We start from the raw sequence: 17,865 nt of genomic DNA, 5'->3' as shown, positions 1-17,865 counted from the left end.
AGATAAGTAGAGAGGAAACATCCTGTCTGCTTATCTTTTTTATTTTCATTTACTTTAATGTAATTTTTTAATGATTATTACGTATATATAATAGCAGTTTCACCGATCTTTAAATAATATGAAAATGCTTTAAAGCAGTATAGATGCCGTCATGATCCACATCATCAGTGACATAATCGGCAGCCTGTTTAACATGATCCATCGCATTACCCATGGCTATACCGACACCTGCATATTCCAGCATATCCAGATCATTCCCACCATCACCGAAGGCCATGGTTTCTTCACGATTAAAATGATAAATATCAAGAATTCCTTTAATTCCTTGGGACTTGCCACATTCTTTAGAAATAATATCATTAGCTCTATCCCACCATCTGACTATTTTTAAAGTTTTAGTATTTTCTAATAGAGGAAGATCTATTTCTTCTCTCCCTCCTGCCATCATTTGAAAAATATCTTCTTCAAGCAAATCATCATAATCATCGATCACAATATCAACATCTTTAGATATTTTGACATAATCAGATAAGTTTTTATTATAGAAATTAGCGCCAAAACGTTTAGCTCCTGAAAGCATAATAGGAAGGCCCATTTTCTTTCCGTTAGATATAACCTGTTTAATATCACTTTTGTTAATAGGATGCTTGAACAGCACCTGCTGATTATCATAGCAGTATGAACCGTTAAAACATATATACCCATCAAATTCTATTCCTTCAAAATGGGGAATCATAAAGGGCGGTCTGCCGGTTGAAATAAAGATCTTAATATCCTTTTTTTTCAGTTTATTTAATGTATCAATAATAATCGGAGCTATAGTTTTTTTGCTAAAGCTTTTTAAAGTACCGTCAATATCAAAAAATATTATTTTAGGAATCATAGTTTCACCTCTTGCTTCATTATATTAAATATCCCTAATAAGATAAAGAGTTTCTTTTTGCTTATCTGCTTAATAAAATGAAAGAATTCAAAATATGAAAAAATCTTTACATGAGTATTGCTTTTCTTATAGACTGAGAACAGGAGGAATAATTATGATTAAAGTAGTAGCAACAGATATGGATGGGACTTTTTTAAATTCTCATAATGATTATAATAGAGAACAATTTAAAGCAGTATTTGAGAAAATGAGAAAGAAAGGAGTAAAGCTGGTTATCATATCCGGTAATCAGTATTATCAGATAAAATCTTTCTTTAAAGGATTAGAAGATCAGATTACTTTTGTAGGAGAAAATGGAGCTTATTTTGTAGAAAATGATCAATTCATTAGAAGTGTCAGATTAGATAATGAATTAGTTAGAAAAGTATTAGATTATTTAAAGAATGAAAAATTGGATGATGAGCTGGTGCTATGTGGTGAAGAATCGGCTTATATTCTAAAGAAAGCATCTCAGGAAGCAAAGGATGACTTTGCGATTTATTATTACCGTTTAAAAGAAGTAGATTCTTTTGATATATTACCGGATGATCATTTTATGAAGTTTTCATTTAATACTCCTATTGAAAAGACAATGGAAATATGCGAACAGCTTAATATTATTTTAGGTGATAAGGTGCGGGCCGTAACAAGCGGACATGGTAATATTGATATTATTGCGAAAGGGATCAATAAAGGAAGTGCTTTAGAATATCTTTTAGAAAGATGGGATATATCACCTGATGATTTAGCCGGATTTGGTGATGGCGGAAATGATGTCGAATTATTAAGACTGGCTAAATATTCTTATGCTATGGCTAATGGATCGGAGCAGGCGAAAGCAGCTGCCAGATATATTGCTCCCTCAAATGATGATAGTGGAGTATTACAGACGGTTGAAAGACTATTGGAAGAAGAATAACGATTATGTTATTCTTTTTTGGTATATATTAGAGTATGAGCTTTATCAATCTATTTATAATTAGGAACTGGTAAAATTAATTGTTTTTACGATAATTTATAGTACATATCGGACTATCTATTTTTATTCTCTTAGTTGACTTATAATAATAAAGAGAGCATAATCTAGTTAGTAAATACTAACTTGAAAAGAGGGATTTATATGTCATATATGGAAGTAAAAGATCTTAAAAAGAATTATCAGGTGGGAGATAATCTTGTTGAAGTTTTAAAGGGTATTAACCTTAATATTGAAAAAGGTGAATTTTGTGTTTTACTTGGTCCCAGCGGGTGTGGGAAGTCAACTCTACTTAATATTATTGGCGGTATTGATGATATGACATCAGGAAGCATCTGCATTGATGGCATTTATCGAAAAACATTAAATAAGAAAGAATTAGCACAGTATAGACGAAAAAACTTAGGATTTATTTTTCAGCAATATAATCTCATTAATAATTTGACTATCAAGGAGAATATTGAGGTAGGTGCTTATTTAACTAAGAAACCTCTTGATATGAAAGAATTACTAAAGGTACTTGGATTAGAAGCACATAAGAATAAGCTGCCTAATCAGGTATCCGGAGGACAGCAACAAAGAACGGCTATTGGCAGGGCTGTTGTTAAAAATCCGGGACTGTTACTGTGTGATGAACCTACAGGTGCTTTAGATTATACAACTTCAAAAGAGATATTAAAACTGATCCAGTCACTAAATGAAACATATCATACTACAATTCTTATGGTGACTCATAATGACTCTATTAAATATATGGCTGATCATGTTATTTTATTACATGATGGGAATGTTAAAGATTCTTACTATAATAAAACAAAAAAATCAGTAGACGAATTGGAGTGGTAATATGAGAAATCCTTTATTAAAAAGATTACCGAGACAATTAAAAGAAGAAGTATTCAAATATTTTGTGATCGGAGCTTTACTTATCAGTACTATAGGTCTTGTATCAGGATTCCTGGTAGCTGATAATAGTATGATTAAAGCTTATAATGAATCATTTGAAAAATATCATATAGAAGATGGACATTTTATTATTTCATCTCCGCTTACACAAAGACAGAAAATAAATATAGAAAAACATCATGTTCATTTATATGAGCAAAACTTTTATGAAGAAGAATTCAGTAATAAGGCAAAAATAAGAATCTATCAGACAAGAAATGAAGTGAATAAAGCCTGCCTAATGAAAGGCACTTTTCCTAAAAATAAGAATGAAATCGCTATTGACAGACTTTATGCCGAGAATAATAAGATTAAACTGGGAGATTCATTGTCACATTATAAGGTAGTAGGATTAGTAGCTTTAAGTGATTATAGTGCATTATTTGAAAATAATTCAGATTCTATGTTTGATTCTATTAAGTTTGGAGTAGGAATAGTTTCAAAAGAAACATTTATAAGCAATCAAAAGAAATTAAACTATGAATATGCATGGACATATCATAAAAAGCCTAGTAATGAAAAAGAAGTATCTGAGTCGCTTATGAGTTCGATTAATAAGATAGTTACACTTAAAGAGTATGTACCAAGATATCTTAATCAGGCTATTAACTTTACCGGAGAAGATTTCGGCAGAGATAAAGCATCAATAGAAATACTGCTTGGAATCTTACTGGTAATTATTGCATTTGTTTTTGCGGTTACTATTTCTCATACTATTGATCGGGAAGCAATGGTTATTGGAACATTAATGGCATCCGGATATACTAAAAAAGAACTTATTATACATTATCTGACATTACCTGTTGTGATAACTCTGATATCAGCGTTAATAGGGAATATCTTAGGTTATAGCCTTTTTAAAGATTTGATGGCCGGCCTATATTATCAGAGTTATTCATTACCTTCTTATCAGACAATATGGAATGTAGAAGCATTTCTTTTTACAACAATATTGCCTATCTGTCTGATGATGATTATTAATCTTTTTATATTATCTTATAAATTATCGTTATCACCGCTTAAATTTATTAGAAATGATTTGAAAAGAAAACATAAGAAAAGAACATTAAGATTATCTGATAAAATACCATTTTTTGATCGTTTTAGATTACGTATTATTTTCAATAATATTTCTAATTATACAGTTATGTTTGTAGGTATTTTATTTGCTAATATTCTCTTGTTATTTGCACTAGGAATGTCTAGTATGATAGATAATTATCAACAAGAGATTAAAGATAATATGATCTCTAAATATCAGTATATTTTAAAGCTTCCTTATTCAGTCACAAATAATGATGATATGATTAGTTCATATATTCATTTAAATATCTTTCAATATGAAACATCTACTCATAATAAAGATGCTGAAAAATTTATGATTTATTCATTAAAAACAACAGGAAGCGATGGCAGTAAAATAGAGGACATTAATGTCTATGGTGTTAAAGAGAATAGCCGTTTTATATCTATAGGAAAGAATGATATAGCTATTAGCCGTTCCTATGCCGAGAAATATAATTTAAAAAAAGGAGATAGTATTATTCTTAATGAACCTTATAATACAAAATCATATCGTTTTACAGTGACGCGTATTTATAATTATACAGGAGCAGTCTGTATTTTTATGAATCAGAAAGCTTTAAATGAGAAATTGGGATTAGATAATAGCTTTTATAATGCATATTTTTCTAATAGTGCTATCAAGGATATTAAAGATGAATATATCGGTACGGTTATTGATCTGGATACACTCACAAAAATATCTGTACAATTAGAGCACTCTTTGGGTTCATTAGTGAATATATATAGTATTATGGTAGTGATATTATATGTTATACTTATTTATCTCCTGTCAAAGCTTATTATTGAAAAAAGCAGTCATGCGATTTCGATTATTAAAGTATTAGGATATGATGATCTTGAGATATCCGGATTGTATATAATAGCGACTTCTCTAATGGTTCTATTATTCCTTGTTCTTACTATACCTTTGGCATATGTCGGTATTAAGCCTTTCATAATTGCGGCGTTTAAGCGGACAATGTCCGGCTGGATCACATTTTATATTTCTAATAGTGTTTTCATAAGAATGTTTATTTATGGCAGTGCTACTTATTTAATAGTTCTCATTTATGAATTTATTAAGATTAAACGTATTGAAATGGCTCAAGCTTTAAAGATTATAGAATAAGTGTATAATAGAACTGGTGATAAAAATGAATTATAGTGCTATATTATTATGTGCCGGAAGTGGTAAAAGAACAGGTTTATCTTATAATAAAATGTTCTATCAAATAGAAGATAAGACAGTCTATCAGAAGATGATCTCCATGTTTATCAATGATCAAAGATGTACACAGATTATTGTAGTGTGTAAGGATGAAGAAAGAGAAAGTTTCAGAAGTTTAAATAATGATCAGAGGATCATTTTTGTATCGGGAGGAAAAGAAAGACAAAATTCTGTTTTTAATGGACTGCAAGAAACAGTGAATGATTATGTCTTAATTCATGATGGAGCGAGATGTTTTTTAAAAAAGAAAGTTATTGATGATATTCTGGAATGTCTGATATTTCATGATTCTTGTTTGGTAATGGTACCTTCTATTGATACAATTAAAAGAGTTGTTGATGGAAAAGTTATTGAAACACTTGATCGTAATGAATTATGGAATGCTCAGACACCTCAAGGATTTAAGACATCCGTCATTAAAAAAGCTTATCAATATGTAATGGATCATCATTTACAATTAACTGATGATGCAAGTGCTGTTGAGCTTTTAGGCTATGATATTTATGTGGTAAAAGGTGATTATTCTAATAAGAAGATTACTACGGTAGAAGATTTAGAATAGAAAGAAGGAAGTAATATGGAAAAGAAATTAGGCAGAAATGATAAATGCTGGTGTGGCAGCGGAAAGAAATATAAGAATTGTCATATCGATTTTGATGAAAAATTGGAGGAATATAAAAATAAAGGATTTAAGATTCCCAGTCATAAGATGATCAAGACAGATAAAGATATTGAAGGCATTAAAGAAAGTGCGAAAATTAATATTGCCTGTCTGGATGAAGTTGGAAGACAGATTAAAGCAGGCATGAGCACTCAGGATATTGATGATATTGTTTATAAGGTAACAACTGATATGGGCGGTATACCGGCTCCTCTTAATTATGAAGGCTTTCCAAAGAGTGTCTGTACATCTATTAATGATGAAGTCTGTCATGGAATACCGGATAAGGATATTATTCTTAAAGATGGTGATATTATTAATGTAGACTGTTCTACTATTTATAAAGGCTATTATTCAGACTCCTCACGTATGTTTATGATTGGTAATGTTTCAAAGGAAGACCAGGATTTAGTAAGAGTAACAAAAGAATCTATTGAAGAAGGTATTAAGGCTGTTAAGCCTTGGACACCATTAGGAAATGTAGGTGCAGCTGTTCATAAATATTGTAAAGATCATGGTTATAGTGTAGTTAGAGAAATTGGCGGTCATGGATGTGGTATAGAATTTCATGAAGATCCATTTGTCAGCTTTGTATCTAAACCAAATACGGGTGTTTTAATGGTTCCCGGGATGTGTTTTACTATTGAACCAATGGTCAATATAGGTAAAGATAAAATCTATCAGGATGCTGATAATGGCTGGACTATTTACACTGAAGATGGGGAAAAATCAGCTCAATGGGAAGTACAGCTTGTTGTTACTGAAGATGGCTGTGAAATACTCAGTTATTAAACGGGATTTCCCGTTTTTTATTTCCAAGGAAATAAAAAAACATCAAGTTTTGAAAATAATTATAACCGGGATATTATTTATGTATAATTAAAGAAAATACTAATAAGGAGAGAAAGTATGTTAGATAAGAATTTAAAAAAATTTCCAAAAGATTTTCTATGGGGAGCATCAACATCAGCCTATCAGGTAGAAGGAGCTAATTTATCTTATGGTAAAGGACCATCTTGTCAGGATGTTAAAGAATTACCGGAAGGGACAGCTTCATTAGATATCTGTGCAGATCATTATCATAGATATGAGGAAGATATTGCATTAATGGCTGAAATGGGATTTAAGACATATCGTTTTTCAATCGCATGGACTAGATTATTGCCTGAAGGTACCGGTAAAATAAATCAGGAAGGAATTGACCATTACAACAAGGTTATTGATACATGTTTAAAATATCATATTGAACCATTAGTAACTATGTTTCAACTTGCTCATCATTGTCCAAACTTATATTTAAATCTTCATCAATGATAGGAAGTTTAAAAGTAATTGATTTTAGCCATTGTCCATTCGGTTGCTTTTCTTCGTAAATTTGAATTTCAGAAATCAATGATGTAATTAACTGCCTACGCTCTACATCATTCATTACATTGTAGAGTTTATCAAAATAAATCAGAACCTTATATATATTGTCTCCTGTAAGTTTTTCAGCTTCAATAGTTTGTTTCTTTGCTTTCGCATCAATTAACAGCGACTCTAATTCTTCAATTTTGTCATACATACGATAGAGTCTATCATCTAAGTCCTGTTTTCTTCGCTTATAGTGCCTATCATCAACATCTAAATTATCTATTTCCTCAATTAGCTTAAATTTTGTGGAATGGCTTTTTCGCAGTTCTTTTTGATAATTATCTATTTCTTTTTCTATTTCAGAGGTATCCACCTTCATGTTGATTTTTTCTTGCATCATAGAAGCAAATTTGGGATTGCTTACTATCTTTATAATTACTTCAGCAACTGCATCATCTAACAATTCTTCTCTGATCTGCTTACTGAAAGTACACTTATGACCTCTTATCATCTGCCTATGTTTACAGCCATAGTAATAAAAATCTTTATACTTTGTACCATCTTTCTTTTTCTTGATACACTTGTTTCCAAACATTCCCACTCCACATATCGGGCATTTTACAATTCCTGATAACAAATGAGTTCTAACATCTTTTCCCTTGTTCACATGCTCATATTTCTTTGCTTGAGATTTTAACTTAACCTGAGCAGCCTGCCACAACTCATCAGAAATTATTGCTTCATGAATACCTTCAGCTATTAAATATTCATCTTGTTCAACTTGCTTATATTCATTTCTTGTACCATGAACTTTTTCTAAAGTTCTTCTTCCAAAGGCTATCTTCCCGTTATATACCGGATTCTTTAATATCTTTCTTATAAGACCCGCATCAAATAATGGATTTTTCCCATTCTGTCTTGGAATTTTTCTTATTCCATGATTTTCTAGGTATTTAGAAAGTCCATTCGCTCCAATGGTTGTGTTAACATATTGATTGAAAATAGTTCTTATAGCTACAGCTTCTTCTTCATTGATAAACAGTTTTCCATCGACAAGCTGATACCCATACGGGGCAAACCCTCCGTTCCATTTTCCCTCTCTTGCCTTTTGAATGCGACCTTCCATTGTTTGAACACGAATGTTTTCTCTTTCAATTTCAGCCACAGCTGATAAAACTGAAATCATCAATTTGCCTGCATCTTTGGATGAATCAATCCCATCCTCAACACAAATTAAATTGACTCCAAAATCTTGCATTGTTTGTAGAGTTGATAAAACATCAGCAGCATTTCTTGCAAATCTTGATAGCTTAAACACAAGAACAAAAGATACTCCATCCTTTCCGGATTTTATATCTTCCATCATGCGAGTAAACTGTATTCTTCCCTCAATAGATTTTCCAGACTTGCCCGCATCTTCATATTCTCCAACAATTTCATAATCATTATAAAGAGCGAAAGCCTTCATCCTTGATTTTTGTGCCTCTAAAGAATAACCATCTATCTGTATTGATGTAGATACTCTTGTGTAGAGGTATACTTTTATTTTTTCTTTTGACATAGCATTAACCTCAATATATTTCTCTATATCTTTATATTTCCCCAAAAAGTTTGGACTTATATATCAAGTATATTATAGCACTTTTATTTCTTTTTCTCAATCTGTGTTTTTGCCATGTCAAAAATATCTTCATTTTCAATGTTATTATCTACTGGCATTGGATCTGGCAGATTATCCAAATCTAAAACACCAGCATACTTTGTAATCAGATTTGCAAACAAATCAGCCAGTCCATTCCAGTCATTATCCACATACATCCCCCTTTCTTCAAACTCTTATATAATCAATCTATAGCTTTCTCATTTAACTAAGTTTTATGACATTAACGGGTGCTTAGGATTAGCAACATTGGAATCTCACCACCGCCCCTGTTAAGATGAGCCGGCTTTCACTAAAGAAGTATCATTATCATTACTTAGGTCAACGCTCACAAAGTTATCCCGTTCTTTGCTTTAAGAGAATTTATTTATCGCTCGTTTCCTTATATCCTTGTCTTTGACAGTATTCATTTAAACCGAATTTCTTCAGCAGAAAAGTCATGGCGTAAATTCCTTACGCTCACTAAGTAATTAAAAGTCCCGTCTTGGTCTATTCAATTGTCAAAGAACAACTGCCTAATGGCTATAAGAGAGAATTCCCTTTAAATATCTTGAATTTCATTTCCTATCTTCTAAAAAATTAAAGAGGACAGATCTCCCTTCACTTTATAAAGGAAAATCCGCCCTCACATACAGAGTATTTTCTACAATAATTTTTCTAAAATCTCTTTGAGCTTTCTTAAAATTCTATCCTTTCGCCATTGTATAGTCTGATAAGTTACTCCCTTATCTCTTGCAACACTTGATAAAGTTTCATCATTGAAATACAAGCGTTCAATAATATCTCTTTCTTCTGCATTGAGCTTGGATATAGCGTTTCTGACCGCTTCAATCATCATCTGTGTTTCGACAATCTTTTCGACATCAACGCTTTCATCAACAAGTGTTTCTGCAAAATGTCCATCCTGATCCAAGGACGAAAAAAAGAGCAAGTGGTTTTTTCTGTCCACCTGCTCTAAATACTTTTCATGTTCTCTTTCTCGCCAGTAGACTTTGTAAATATCTTCACTGACTTTTACCTTTTGTCCGTTTACATATAGATAAAATTCTTTTTTCTCTTTTTTCATTTTGAAGTCCTCCATTTCTTCTGACTGTTCGTTTTTCAGACAAAAAAAGGAGGACTTCTGCATCTGGGCATAAGAAGTCCTACACAATGAAAGAAATGTATCTTTACACTAATTATATTTAATTGTTTAAGAAAGTATGCGTAATCACAGACAACTACAAGGATTATAGAAAAAAGGAGTGTTTTTATTCCATTTCAATTCTACAAGGTAACTTATACACTTGTTCATCTCCCTTTCCCTCCGTTCATTATAGATAAATAGCATCCATACCTACAGCCTCTTTTGATTATTTTCGCTTTTATATCAAATGTTCTTGCATTTACGCTTTGTCTTTTCCCATTTTATTAAGTTCACTAAGCATCATAAGTATTCCAACAGTAATCATAATGAAATCCACCAGTGGTTGTGTGAACCATACCGCTTTTATTCCAAATACCATTGGTAAAAAGATCATTGCAGGAACAAATAAGAATAACTGTCTAAGCATAACAATAGTTCCGGCTTTCTTTCCGTTTCCGATTGATTGGAAGAATGTAATAGTCATCACCATTACTCCGTACAAGATAAATACAGAATAGAACAATCTGAAGTTTCCTACTCCCTGTGCAATAATGCCTGCTTCTACACCGAACAAGGAAAGGATCTGACTTGAAAACAGTAAAGATGGAATCCAAAAAATTGCTGCAAGGATAAGCCCTCCAACAGAAAATACTTTCATAGCCTGCCTTACTCTATCATATTGCTTTGCTCCAAAGTTTGTTCCGACAACAGGTTGTAAGCCTTGACTCATTCCCCAAAGAGGAATAAATGAAAAGGCATATACACGGAGTGATGCCGCCATCAAAATTCCGTTCGTATCTCCACCATACTTAAATGCCATTTTATAAAGCATTGTTTGTTGTATCATAAATAGGAGCTGCATCATCATGGCGGATGAACCGACAGAAAACATTTCTTTTTTAATTTCCGCATCAGATTGTATCTTATGAATTTTAACGACCTTACTCTTTTTCAAGAAATAATGTAGTGTTACAGCAGCTTGAACAAATTGGGCTGTGATCGTTGCAAGGGCAGCACCTTCAATGGCGTATTCTCCCATAACGATCATTAGTATCGGATCAAGTATGATATTAAGCAAAGCACCAAATCCCATAATCAGCATGGCTTTTTTCATCAGTCCTTCGCCACGCATTACCATGTTGGCAGACTGTGTAAAGTTCACAAATAGAGAACCGATAAAAATCACTCTAAGGTATCTGATACCATAGGCTTTAATTTCACCTGTCGCACCGACCATATCTAAAAAATGCGGTGCGAGGAGGATTCCTCCGATTGTAATGATAGCAGAGAACAAAATCACCCAAAAGATTAAGTTCCCCATAATTTTATCTACTGTTTTCTGATCCCCTTTTCCAATTGCTCTTGATAAAACAGAAGCGGAGCCTACACCGAGTAGGGTTGAAATCCCGCTGTTAAAAAAGGTGAGTGGCATCGCAACGCCGCAGGCAGTCATTGCTGTTTGTCCTATAATTTTTCCAGCAAATATTCCGTCCATCAAGGGATATAGACCGATGACTATCATTCCTATAACTGCTGGAACTGATAGCTGAAAGAGTAAGTCTATCGGTCTTTTGGTTAGTAGTTGTTCTTTTATATCCTGTTTCAAGTACTTATCTCCATTTATAATAAATATATTCTTACAGTATTTTTACGCCATTATTTTTATTTTGCAGCTCTACCATATTTTTATAAATCCCATTTAAAGCAATTAGCTCATTATGGGTTCCTTGTTCTGCAATATTACCTTCCTTGATTACAATAATATTGTCGGCATCTCTAATAGTATTTAATCTATGGGCGATAACTAATAATGTTTTATTCTTTACTAATTCACTGATTGCTTCCTGTATATAGCTTTCATTGTCCACATCAACACTTGCTGTTGCCTCGTCAAGAATTACAATAGGAGCATCTTTTAACATGCAACGGGCAATAGAAATTCTTTGTTTTTCACCACCGGATAAAGTTGCTCCTCCCTCTCCAATCATTGTGTCAAATCCATCAGGAAGTGCCATAATAAAATCATAGCATCTTGCTTTCTTGGCTGCTTCTATAACTTCTTCTTTCGTTGCATTTTCTTTCCCCATGGCAATATTGTTAAAAATCGTATCTTGAAATAAATAAACTCTCTGGAAAACCATACTGATTTCCGACATCAATTCAGATAGTGAAACATCCTTTATATTCACTCCTCTAATCAAAATTTCACCGGAGTCTACATCCCAAAATCTTGTCAAAAGATTTGCTACTGTGGATTTACCTCCCCCGGACTGTCCAACTAAAGCCGTCATTGTATTCTTATTCATTTTGAAACTCATATCATGCAAGACCTCTTTTTCACCATAAGAAAATTTAACATGATTAAAACAAATTTCAGGTTCTGAGGTATCAGATTTTGAAATATGTTTTTTGCCCACATCTTGCAGTTCAGTTTCATTTAACACTTCTTCAATACGATCCAATGCAGCGTTCATTACAGTAAGCCTTGTCGCTTCACCATAAAGTGTTTTTAAAGGGCTGAATAAGTCAAACACAAACAAAATAAGCCCCAACATATATGGAAGTCCCAAAGTTCCTTGATGATTAAGATATAAAGCCACTGCTAAAATAAATGTAATCCCAATTCCATAAATAATATTTAAACCAGTTGTCCATGGTGTTATTTTATTTTCAAATTTTATAGATGTGTCCTTTGAGGATATAAAATTATCTGTAAGAGATTTAGAATTTTCGCCTAAAAGGTTGTAACTTTTAATAACACTGATCCCCTCAGCAAATGACAAAACTGCATCGGTGAGTTTTTCACTTTGTTCTTGTCTAATAACTGCTTCAGATAAAGACATTTTATTCATGCTATTTGCAAGCAATGTTGCAACCAGTGTTACACACACCGCAATCAGTCCAATTCTGTAATCTAAAACAAACATGAATACTGTTAGTACAAGTGTTGATAATACATAGCTCATCATATTGGCAATCGTACTCATGGAAACTTCTTCAATAAAAGCCATGTCCGAACTTAAAACAGAATTTATTTTTCCTAAATTACCTGCTGTAAAATATCCCATCGGAAGCTTTCTAAGATGATTCCCAAGCTCCATTCTTTTATCAGCAAAAATCATAAAGCCGGCTGCACTTTGTAATTTATCGCTTAAGAAGTGAACCACAGCTTGTAATAAAACCACTAAAACAAGTCCTATTCCTACATATAGAAAAGTTTGGGACGTATTCCTTTTTTCATAAAATCCAATCAAAACGGTAAATGCAATAAATATCGGCATTTTACTTAATATAGATTCAACAAAGGCAAATATAAATGCGGACTTTATTCTGTTTTTGTATTTACCTGATAAATTTAAAATTCTTGAAATTAGTCTAAACATTCATTTCACCTTCCTTTCTGCTGATTTTCCAATCTTTACTAAATAGTGTCGCATCCCATAATTTGCGATATTCTGCTGAAGATTCTAATAAGTATTTATGCTTTCCATTTGCAACTAAATGACCATGATCCATAACTAATATCTGATCTGCATCTACAATAGATGGTAACTTGTGTGCAATAACAATTAAGGTTTTCCCTTTTACAAGTTCACGAATAGCTGCTTCCATTTTTTCTTCATTTTCAGGATCTGCATAGGCTGTTGCCTCATCAAGTACAACAATCGGAGCATTCTTCAAAATAGCTCTCGCTAACGATATTCTTTGTCTTTCTCCACCTGAAAGCATTTTTCCTGCTTCCCCTGCTAAAGAATAAATACCATCCGGAAGTCTATTTAAGAATTCCATACACTGAGCTTTTTTAGCTGCTTCAATAACCTCATCATCGCTTGCAGCTAAATTACCAATACGAATATTCTCTAAAAGCGAAGTATTAAATAAATATTGGTCTTGTGCTACATAAGAAATTTGCTTATTGAGAGATTCCAATCTTATATCTCGTAAGTCTTGTCCTCCAATACTTATGCTTCCATCTAAAACATCATAGTAGTGAATTAAAAGTTTAGCTAAAGTGCTTTTTCCTGAACCTGATTCACCGACAATCGCTGTCTTTTCACCAACTCTTGCCGTAAAACTTACATTATGAATAACATTCTTAATATAGGTTTCGGGCTGTCCATTTTCTCCCATCTTGTTTAGCTGATAGCCAAAGGTAACATTATCATATAAAATAGTCTGTCCTGTTCCCTTAAAATCATTTTCTCCCTGCTTTAAAGGAGCCATATTTAAGGCTTGTTCTAAAGCAGAAATCTTATAATTTAATTGTGGCATAGTTGGTAAAAATCCAAGAGCTTTCAAGAGTGGCAATCCTATACTTAAAGAAAGACATAACACTAATATTAAGTTAGAAAGACTTGCATAGCCCATATACACAAAATAACCACCAAGAGGCAATGTTAAAATAATCGTGCATGGAAGTAAAGCACTATATAACGCCATCCATGGCCATGCCGTCTTATACCAAGCAAGTGCATAATCTCTGTAATTACTTATATCTTTAGAAAGGCGTTCATAAGACTCTGTTTGCTTATTAAATACTTTTACAACTTCCATACCGTTTACATACTCAATAATGGTATTGTTCATTTTTCCACTTGCCATATAATATGGTCCCATTTGCTTCATACCTACAGAGTACATAATCATCATTGCAAGAATGCTAATCGGAATAGAAGCTAATGACATTAACGCTAATCTCCAGTCAATAAAAAACATTGAAATATAAACCATAATAGGTACAATTAGGTTCGCTATTCCTTCAGGAAGTGAATGAGCTAAAAGCACTTCTAAACTGCCAATATCATCCACGAACATTTTTTTGATTGTACCAGTCCCTTTTTCTTCAACAACACCCAATGGCAGATCTCCCATTTTTTTCTGTAAGGATGTTCGAAGTCCAAGTAGCGTGTTGTATGCTGCTTTATGGGATACATTAAGACCTAAACCTCCTAAGACAGCTTGCAACACTAAACAAACTAAAATACTGATCAATAAAATAGCAAGTCTTTCAAATTCTAATTGCTCACCTAAAATAAGTGGATTGATAATCTGATATGCAAATAGAAAGGGTAGCACACCCATAATTACACTAATAAGCATAATAAAACTTGCTAAGTGAATTGATTTTTTATGCGAACCTGCATATTCAAAAACCTTATTTAACATAGTTTTTCTCCTTCAATAAATTTCCTTTTTTATCCATAAAATCCATAATCAACGTTTCATTTCCCATTACAGATATTTTTTTATAATCCTTATCGCCGAGCATTAAGACGGAATGACAGGTTTTAAATAACAACTCTAAGTCATGAGTAATTATTATAATTGGAATCTCCTTTGCTTTTTCCGTCATTAAATCGGACATAATTTTCATACTTTTATAATCAAGACCTGATGTTGGTTCATCCAGAATTATCAACTTACGACCGGATAAAAACGAAGTAATAATCGCCAATCGTTGTTTTTGTCCACCGGATAATTTCTGCGGATGATTGGTTTTTTTATGCCACAGTTCTGTATCTTTTAGATATTCTCGTATTTTTTCTAAATCACTTTCCGAGTTTTTATCTTTACAAAATATCAATTCATTTTCTACTGTGTCTAAAAAAATCTGAGCATCTACATCTTGTAACACGCAATATGAATTTTTAAGCCTTTCTCTTTGTTTCTGTCCATAGCTGACATCTAAATATTTTTCAGATAATCCACATAATGCTTTTGCTAAGGTACTTTTTCCAATACCATTAGAACCAATCACTCCCATTATTTCGCTCTTTCCAAGCTCAAATGTTAATTCTTCTATCAAAGTTCTTTTGCCTTGATGAATGCAGGCTTTATTTACTTTGATATATCCTTTAGCTACAATGGGTTCTTTTTCTGATATCAATTCTCTTTCATTAAGTGTTCTTAACTCAAGTTCCTTACATTTATCATTACTAAGACTACCATTCGGAAAAATTTCACATATTGTACCGTTTTTTATATAAATCAATCTGCTAAAAATCTCTTTTAAATAATAGAGCCTATGTTCCGCTATAATTATTGTCTTTCCCATCGCCTTCAATCTGAGAAGTATTTCACTGAAATGTTTTATACTATCGTAATCAAGACTGCTTGATGGCTCATCAAAAAAAATAATATCCGTATCATAGATAAGAGTTCCAGCTATAGCTACCTTTTGCCTTTCCCCTCCTGATAACTCGAAGATAGACTTTTTTCTTAGATACTCTATTTCAAGTAACTGCATTGCTTCGTCAACTTTTTCTCTTAAGTTTTTTTTCTCTAACCCTAAATTTTCACCAACTAAAGCAATTTCATCTTCAACCACATCACAAAAAAATTGATCTTTAGGATTTTGAAATACATTGCCAATATATTTAGCTAACTCTCCCTTTTTATATGCCGTTATATCTTTCCCTAAAATCTTGATTTCTCCGTCAAAATCACCATCATAAAAGGATGGAATAAGTCCGTTTAGCAGTCTTAAAAGTGTCGTTTTTCCGCATCCGGAAAGACCTGTTAAGACTACAATTTCGCCTTTTTTTACAGACATTTTTAAATCTTTTAATATCAAATCCTCTCCATAATGAAAGCGCCTTATTTCTGCCTCTAAAATATTTTCCATAAACTCGCCCCCAACAAAATCACCCCTCCTACTATCATTGAGATATCAATAAATGTAATTTTCACCTCATGAAAACTTGTTTTTTCCCCATCGTATTCAATTCCTTTTGATATAATTGAACAAGTTAAGGTATCACTTATGTCTATGCACTTATACATAAGAGGAACAAAATATAATTCAAATGTTCTAATTGGTTTGAAAATGCTTGCTTTAAATCCTCTAATTTTCATACCATTATTTATTTCCTTCATCCTAATAGAGATTTCCGGAATAAAACGAAAAAATACTGTGATTCCTATACCTATTCCACCATCAATTCCAATTTTTCTAAATGCAGCAATTAGATGCGAAGAGCTATATGAAGACAGAACTCTTCCCAAGATGAAAAGTGGAGCAAACTTCAACACTATAAGTAGCATTGTATATATAGAACCAATCAAAACATTTCCTAAATGAGGTTTCAGCAAATAAATAAGTCCACATACTATAAGCAATGAACATATCGTTCTAAATGCTTTTTTAATTGAAAATAAGAATAATAGTCCTAAAACAAAAATAAGTGAAATTAAGTATTGCCATTGTTCTCCTACTGTTAAAATAACTGAAAACAGTAAAATCAACCCAACTATAGTAAGTGGGTTGATTTTGTCTGATAGTTGGTATTTGTTTATATTATTTTTTTCATCTCTACAAAACACTTTTTTTCTTCCTATCACTAAAAAATTTATTGTAAATATATGTTCCAAAATAGGCACCTATAACTGAAGCCACAATTGCAATCAATAAACAAATCAAGATATTTTTAGGTGTGTAAAAATTGTAAAGGAATGTTGCGTAATCGGTTGTAAACATCTTTGGAAATTGCTTTGTAAGTCCTTCTACACCAAATACAAACGTAAAATACATAGCATGTAAGGAATATATGAACATACCTGCTCCAAACGCAGCCCCAATCTTCATATTCTTATTCTCATAATTTTCCTTTTTACCAATTACAAGTTCTGCTAAAAGTCCTGCAATAGCACAAACAGCAATTACTGGCCACATTCCCATGAGAACATAGAAAACACCCATCAATAGGAAGTATAAAAATGCTGTACCTCTTTGCCCGACCTGCTTACACATAATAACAAAAACCGGTGCTACAATAATTGTTGGCAGGGCTGATGATAAATACAAACTTGGAAGCATTCCAAACGATCCCGTCAAAAAACCTAATCCCATTGTTAATACAAACCCAATAACAGAAAATACTGCTATTTTTACAATACCTTTTAAATTCATAATTTTGTCCTCCTTGTTTT

Annotated in this window: 16 protein-coding genes; 6 read left to right on the top strand and 10 right to left on the bottom strand. The window is 32.4% G+C overall.

Annotation, left to right across the window (positions count from 1 at the left end):
- Positions 1-109: 109 nt before the first annotated feature.
- A complete protein-coding gene (locus HMPREF9943_RS09350) occupies positions 110-883 on the bottom strand; it encodes a Cof-type HAD-IIB family hydrolase (protein WP_004804362.1) in 774 nt (257 codons plus the stop codon).
- Positions 884-1,037: 154 nt separating this feature from the next.
- Between HMPREF9943_RS09350 and HMPREF9943_RS09345 the strand changes: the two genes are divergently transcribed.
- The 6 genes from HMPREF9943_RS09345 to HMPREF9943_RS09320 all read left to right on the top strand — a co-directional run bounded on the left by HMPREF9943_RS09345 (position 1,038) and on the right by HMPREF9943_RS09320 (position 7,111).
- Positions 1,038-1,841 (top strand): Cof-type HAD-IIB family hydrolase, encoded by an 804-nt coding sequence (locus tag HMPREF9943_RS09345; RefSeq protein ID WP_004804359.1) that lies wholly within the window; start codon positions 1,038-1,040, stop codon positions 1,839-1,841.
- Positions 1,842-2,042: 201 nt separating this feature from the next.
- The gene (locus HMPREF9943_RS09340) at positions 2,043-2,744 is read left to right on the top strand and encodes an ABC transporter ATP-binding protein (RefSeq protein ID WP_004804358.1); all 702 of its coding nucleotides are present in this window, start codon (positions 2,043-2,045) and stop codon (positions 2,742-2,744) included.
- 1 nt (position 2,745) lies between these two features.
- Positions 2,746-5,037 (top strand): ABC transporter permease, encoded by a 2,292-nt coding sequence (locus HMPREF9943_RS09335; protein ID WP_004804355.1) that lies wholly within the window; start codon positions 2,746-2,748, stop codon positions 5,035-5,037.
- A gap of 25 nt (positions 5,038-5,062) precedes the next feature.
- Positions 5,063-5,698 (top strand): 2-C-methyl-D-erythritol 4-phosphate cytidylyltransferase, encoded by a 636-nt coding sequence (gene ispD / locus HMPREF9943_RS09330; protein ID WP_004804352.1) that lies wholly within the window; start codon positions 5,063-5,065, stop codon positions 5,696-5,698.
- 15 nt (positions 5,699-5,713) lie between these two features.
- Entirely contained in the window at positions 5,714-6,589 is an 876-nt protein-coding gene (locus HMPREF9943_RS09325) for a methionyl aminopeptidase (RefSeq protein WP_004804351.1), read from the top strand.
- Between the two features lie 117 nt (positions 6,590-6,706).
- Positions 6,707-7,111 (top strand): family 1 glycosylhydrolase, encoded by a 405-nt coding sequence (locus tag HMPREF9943_RS09320; RefSeq protein ID WP_004804348.1) that lies wholly within the window; start codon positions 6,707-6,709, stop codon positions 7,109-7,111.
- Here the strand turns inward: HMPREF9943_RS09320 and HMPREF9943_RS09315 are convergent.
- The 9 genes from HMPREF9943_RS09315 to HMPREF9943_RS09275 all read right to left on the bottom strand — a co-directional run bounded on the left by HMPREF9943_RS09315 (position 7,056) and on the right by HMPREF9943_RS09275 (position 17,845).
- On the bottom strand, positions 7,056-8,711 hold the full coding sequence (locus HMPREF9943_RS09315; protein WP_004804347.1) for a recombinase family protein: 1,656 nt from the start codon (positions 8,709-8,711) through the stop codon (positions 7,056-7,058). The genes HMPREF9943_RS09320 and HMPREF9943_RS09315 overlap by 56 nt on opposite strands.
- Positions 8,712-8,794: 83 nt before the next feature.
- Complete coding sequence (locus HMPREF9943_RS10200; protein ID WP_004804344.1) at positions 8,795-8,962, bottom strand: hypothetical protein; 168 nt, start codon at positions 8,960-8,962, stop codon at positions 8,795-8,797.
- A gap of 491 nt (positions 8,963-9,453) precedes the next feature.
- The gene (locus tag HMPREF9943_RS09305; protein WP_004804343.1) at positions 9,454-9,876 is read right to left on the bottom strand and encodes a sigma factor-like helix-turn-helix DNA-binding protein; all 423 of its coding nucleotides are present in this window, start codon (positions 9,874-9,876) and stop codon (positions 9,454-9,456) included.
- Positions 9,877-10,195: 319 nt separating this feature from the next.
- Positions 10,196-11,542 (bottom strand): MATE family efflux transporter, encoded by a 1,347-nt coding sequence (locus HMPREF9943_RS09300; RefSeq protein WP_004804341.1) that lies wholly within the window; start codon positions 11,540-11,542, stop codon positions 10,196-10,198.
- Positions 11,543-11,573: 31 nt separating this feature from the next.
- Entirely contained in the window at positions 11,574-13,319 is a 1,746-nt protein-coding gene (locus HMPREF9943_RS09295) for an ABC transporter ATP-binding protein (protein WP_004804340.1), read from the bottom strand.
- Positions 13,312-15,102, bottom strand: a complete 1,791-nt coding sequence (locus HMPREF9943_RS09290; protein WP_004804337.1) for an ABC transporter ATP-binding protein — start codon at positions 15,100-15,102, stop codon at positions 13,312-13,314. Before HMPREF9943_RS09290 ends, HMPREF9943_RS09295 begins: the two co-directional genes overlap by 8 nt.
- The gene (locus tag HMPREF9943_RS09285; protein WP_004804334.1) at positions 15,092-16,561 is read right to left on the bottom strand and encodes an ABC transporter ATP-binding protein; all 1,470 of its coding nucleotides are present in this window, start codon (positions 16,559-16,561) and stop codon (positions 15,092-15,094) included. Before HMPREF9943_RS09285 ends, HMPREF9943_RS09290 begins: the two co-directional genes overlap by 11 nt.
- The gene (locus HMPREF9943_RS09280; RefSeq protein WP_241431589.1) at positions 16,546-17,307 is read right to left on the bottom strand and encodes an energy-coupling factor transporter transmembrane component T family protein; all 762 of its coding nucleotides are present in this window, start codon (positions 17,305-17,307) and stop codon (positions 16,546-16,548) included. The genes HMPREF9943_RS09285 and HMPREF9943_RS09280 overlap by 16 nt, the downstream gene beginning before the upstream one ends.
- Positions 17,249-17,845, bottom strand: coding sequence for an MptD family putative ECF transporter S component (locus HMPREF9943_RS09275; RefSeq protein WP_004804330.1), 597 nt, complete (start codon positions 17,843-17,845; stop codon positions 17,249-17,251). The genes HMPREF9943_RS09280 and HMPREF9943_RS09275 overlap by 59 nt, the downstream gene beginning before the upstream one ends.
- Positions 17,846-17,865: the final 20 nt, after the last annotated feature.

The organism is Eggerthia catenaformis OT 569 = DSM 20559 (assembly GCF_000340375.1).
In the GTDB taxonomy this organism is placed as follows: Bacteria; Bacillota_I; Bacilli_A; order Erysipelotrichales; family Coprobacillaceae; genus Eggerthia; species Eggerthia catenaformis.
Note: the sequence above shows the minus strand (reverse complement) of the source record. Positions and strands in the feature narration are given on the sequence as shown.

What these genes read in the sequence shown, in the direction of transcription:
- HMPREF9943_RS09275 (WP_004804330.1), bottom strand. Translation starts at nt 17,845, where the DNA reads ATGAATTTAAAAGGTATTGTAAAAATAGCAGTATTTTCTGTTATTGGG.
- HMPREF9943_RS09345 (WP_004804359.1), top strand. Translation starts at nt 1,038, where the DNA reads ATGATTAAAGTAGTAGCAACAGATATGGATGGGACTTTTTTAAATTCT.
- HMPREF9943_RS09285 (WP_004804334.1), bottom strand. Translation starts at nt 16,561, where the DNA reads ATGGAAAATATTTTAGAGGCAGAAATAAGGCGCTTTCATTATGGAGAG.
- HMPREF9943_RS09305 (WP_004804343.1), bottom strand. Translation starts at nt 9,876, where the DNA reads ATGAAAAAAGAGAAAAAAGAATTTTATCTATATGTAAACGGACAAAAG.
- HMPREF9943_RS09320 (WP_004804348.1), top strand. Translation starts at nt 6,707, where the DNA reads ATGTTAGATAAGAATTTAAAAAAATTTCCAAAAGATTTTCTATGGGGA.
- HMPREF9943_RS09325 (WP_004804351.1), top strand. Translation starts at nt 5,714, where the DNA reads ATGGAAAAGAAATTAGGCAGAAATGATAAATGCTGGTGTGGCAGCGGA.
- ispD (WP_004804352.1), top strand. Translation starts at nt 5,063, where the DNA reads ATGAATTATAGTGCTATATTATTATGTGCCGGAAGTGGTAAAAGAACA.
- HMPREF9943_RS09295 (WP_004804340.1), bottom strand. Translation starts at nt 13,319, where the DNA reads ATGTTTAGACTAATTTCAAGAATTTTAAATTTATCAGGTAAATACAAA.
- HMPREF9943_RS09340 (WP_004804358.1), top strand. Translation starts at nt 2,043, where the DNA reads ATGTCATATATGGAAGTAAAAGATCTTAAAAAGAATTATCAGGTGGGA.
- HMPREF9943_RS09315 (WP_004804347.1), bottom strand. Translation starts at nt 8,711, where the DNA reads ATGTCAAAAGAAAAAATAAAAGTATACCTCTACACAAGAGTATCTACA.
- HMPREF9943_RS09335 (WP_004804355.1), top strand. Translation starts at nt 2,746, where the DNA reads ATGAGAAATCCTTTATTAAAAAGATTACCGAGACAATTAAAAGAAGAA.
- HMPREF9943_RS09290 (WP_004804337.1), bottom strand. Translation starts at nt 15,102, where the DNA reads ATGTTAAATAAGGTTTTTGAATATGCAGGTTCGCATAAAAAATCAATT.
- HMPREF9943_RS09350 (WP_004804362.1), bottom strand. Translation starts at nt 883, where the DNA reads ATGATTCCTAAAATAATATTTTTTGATATTGACGGTACTTTAAAAAGC.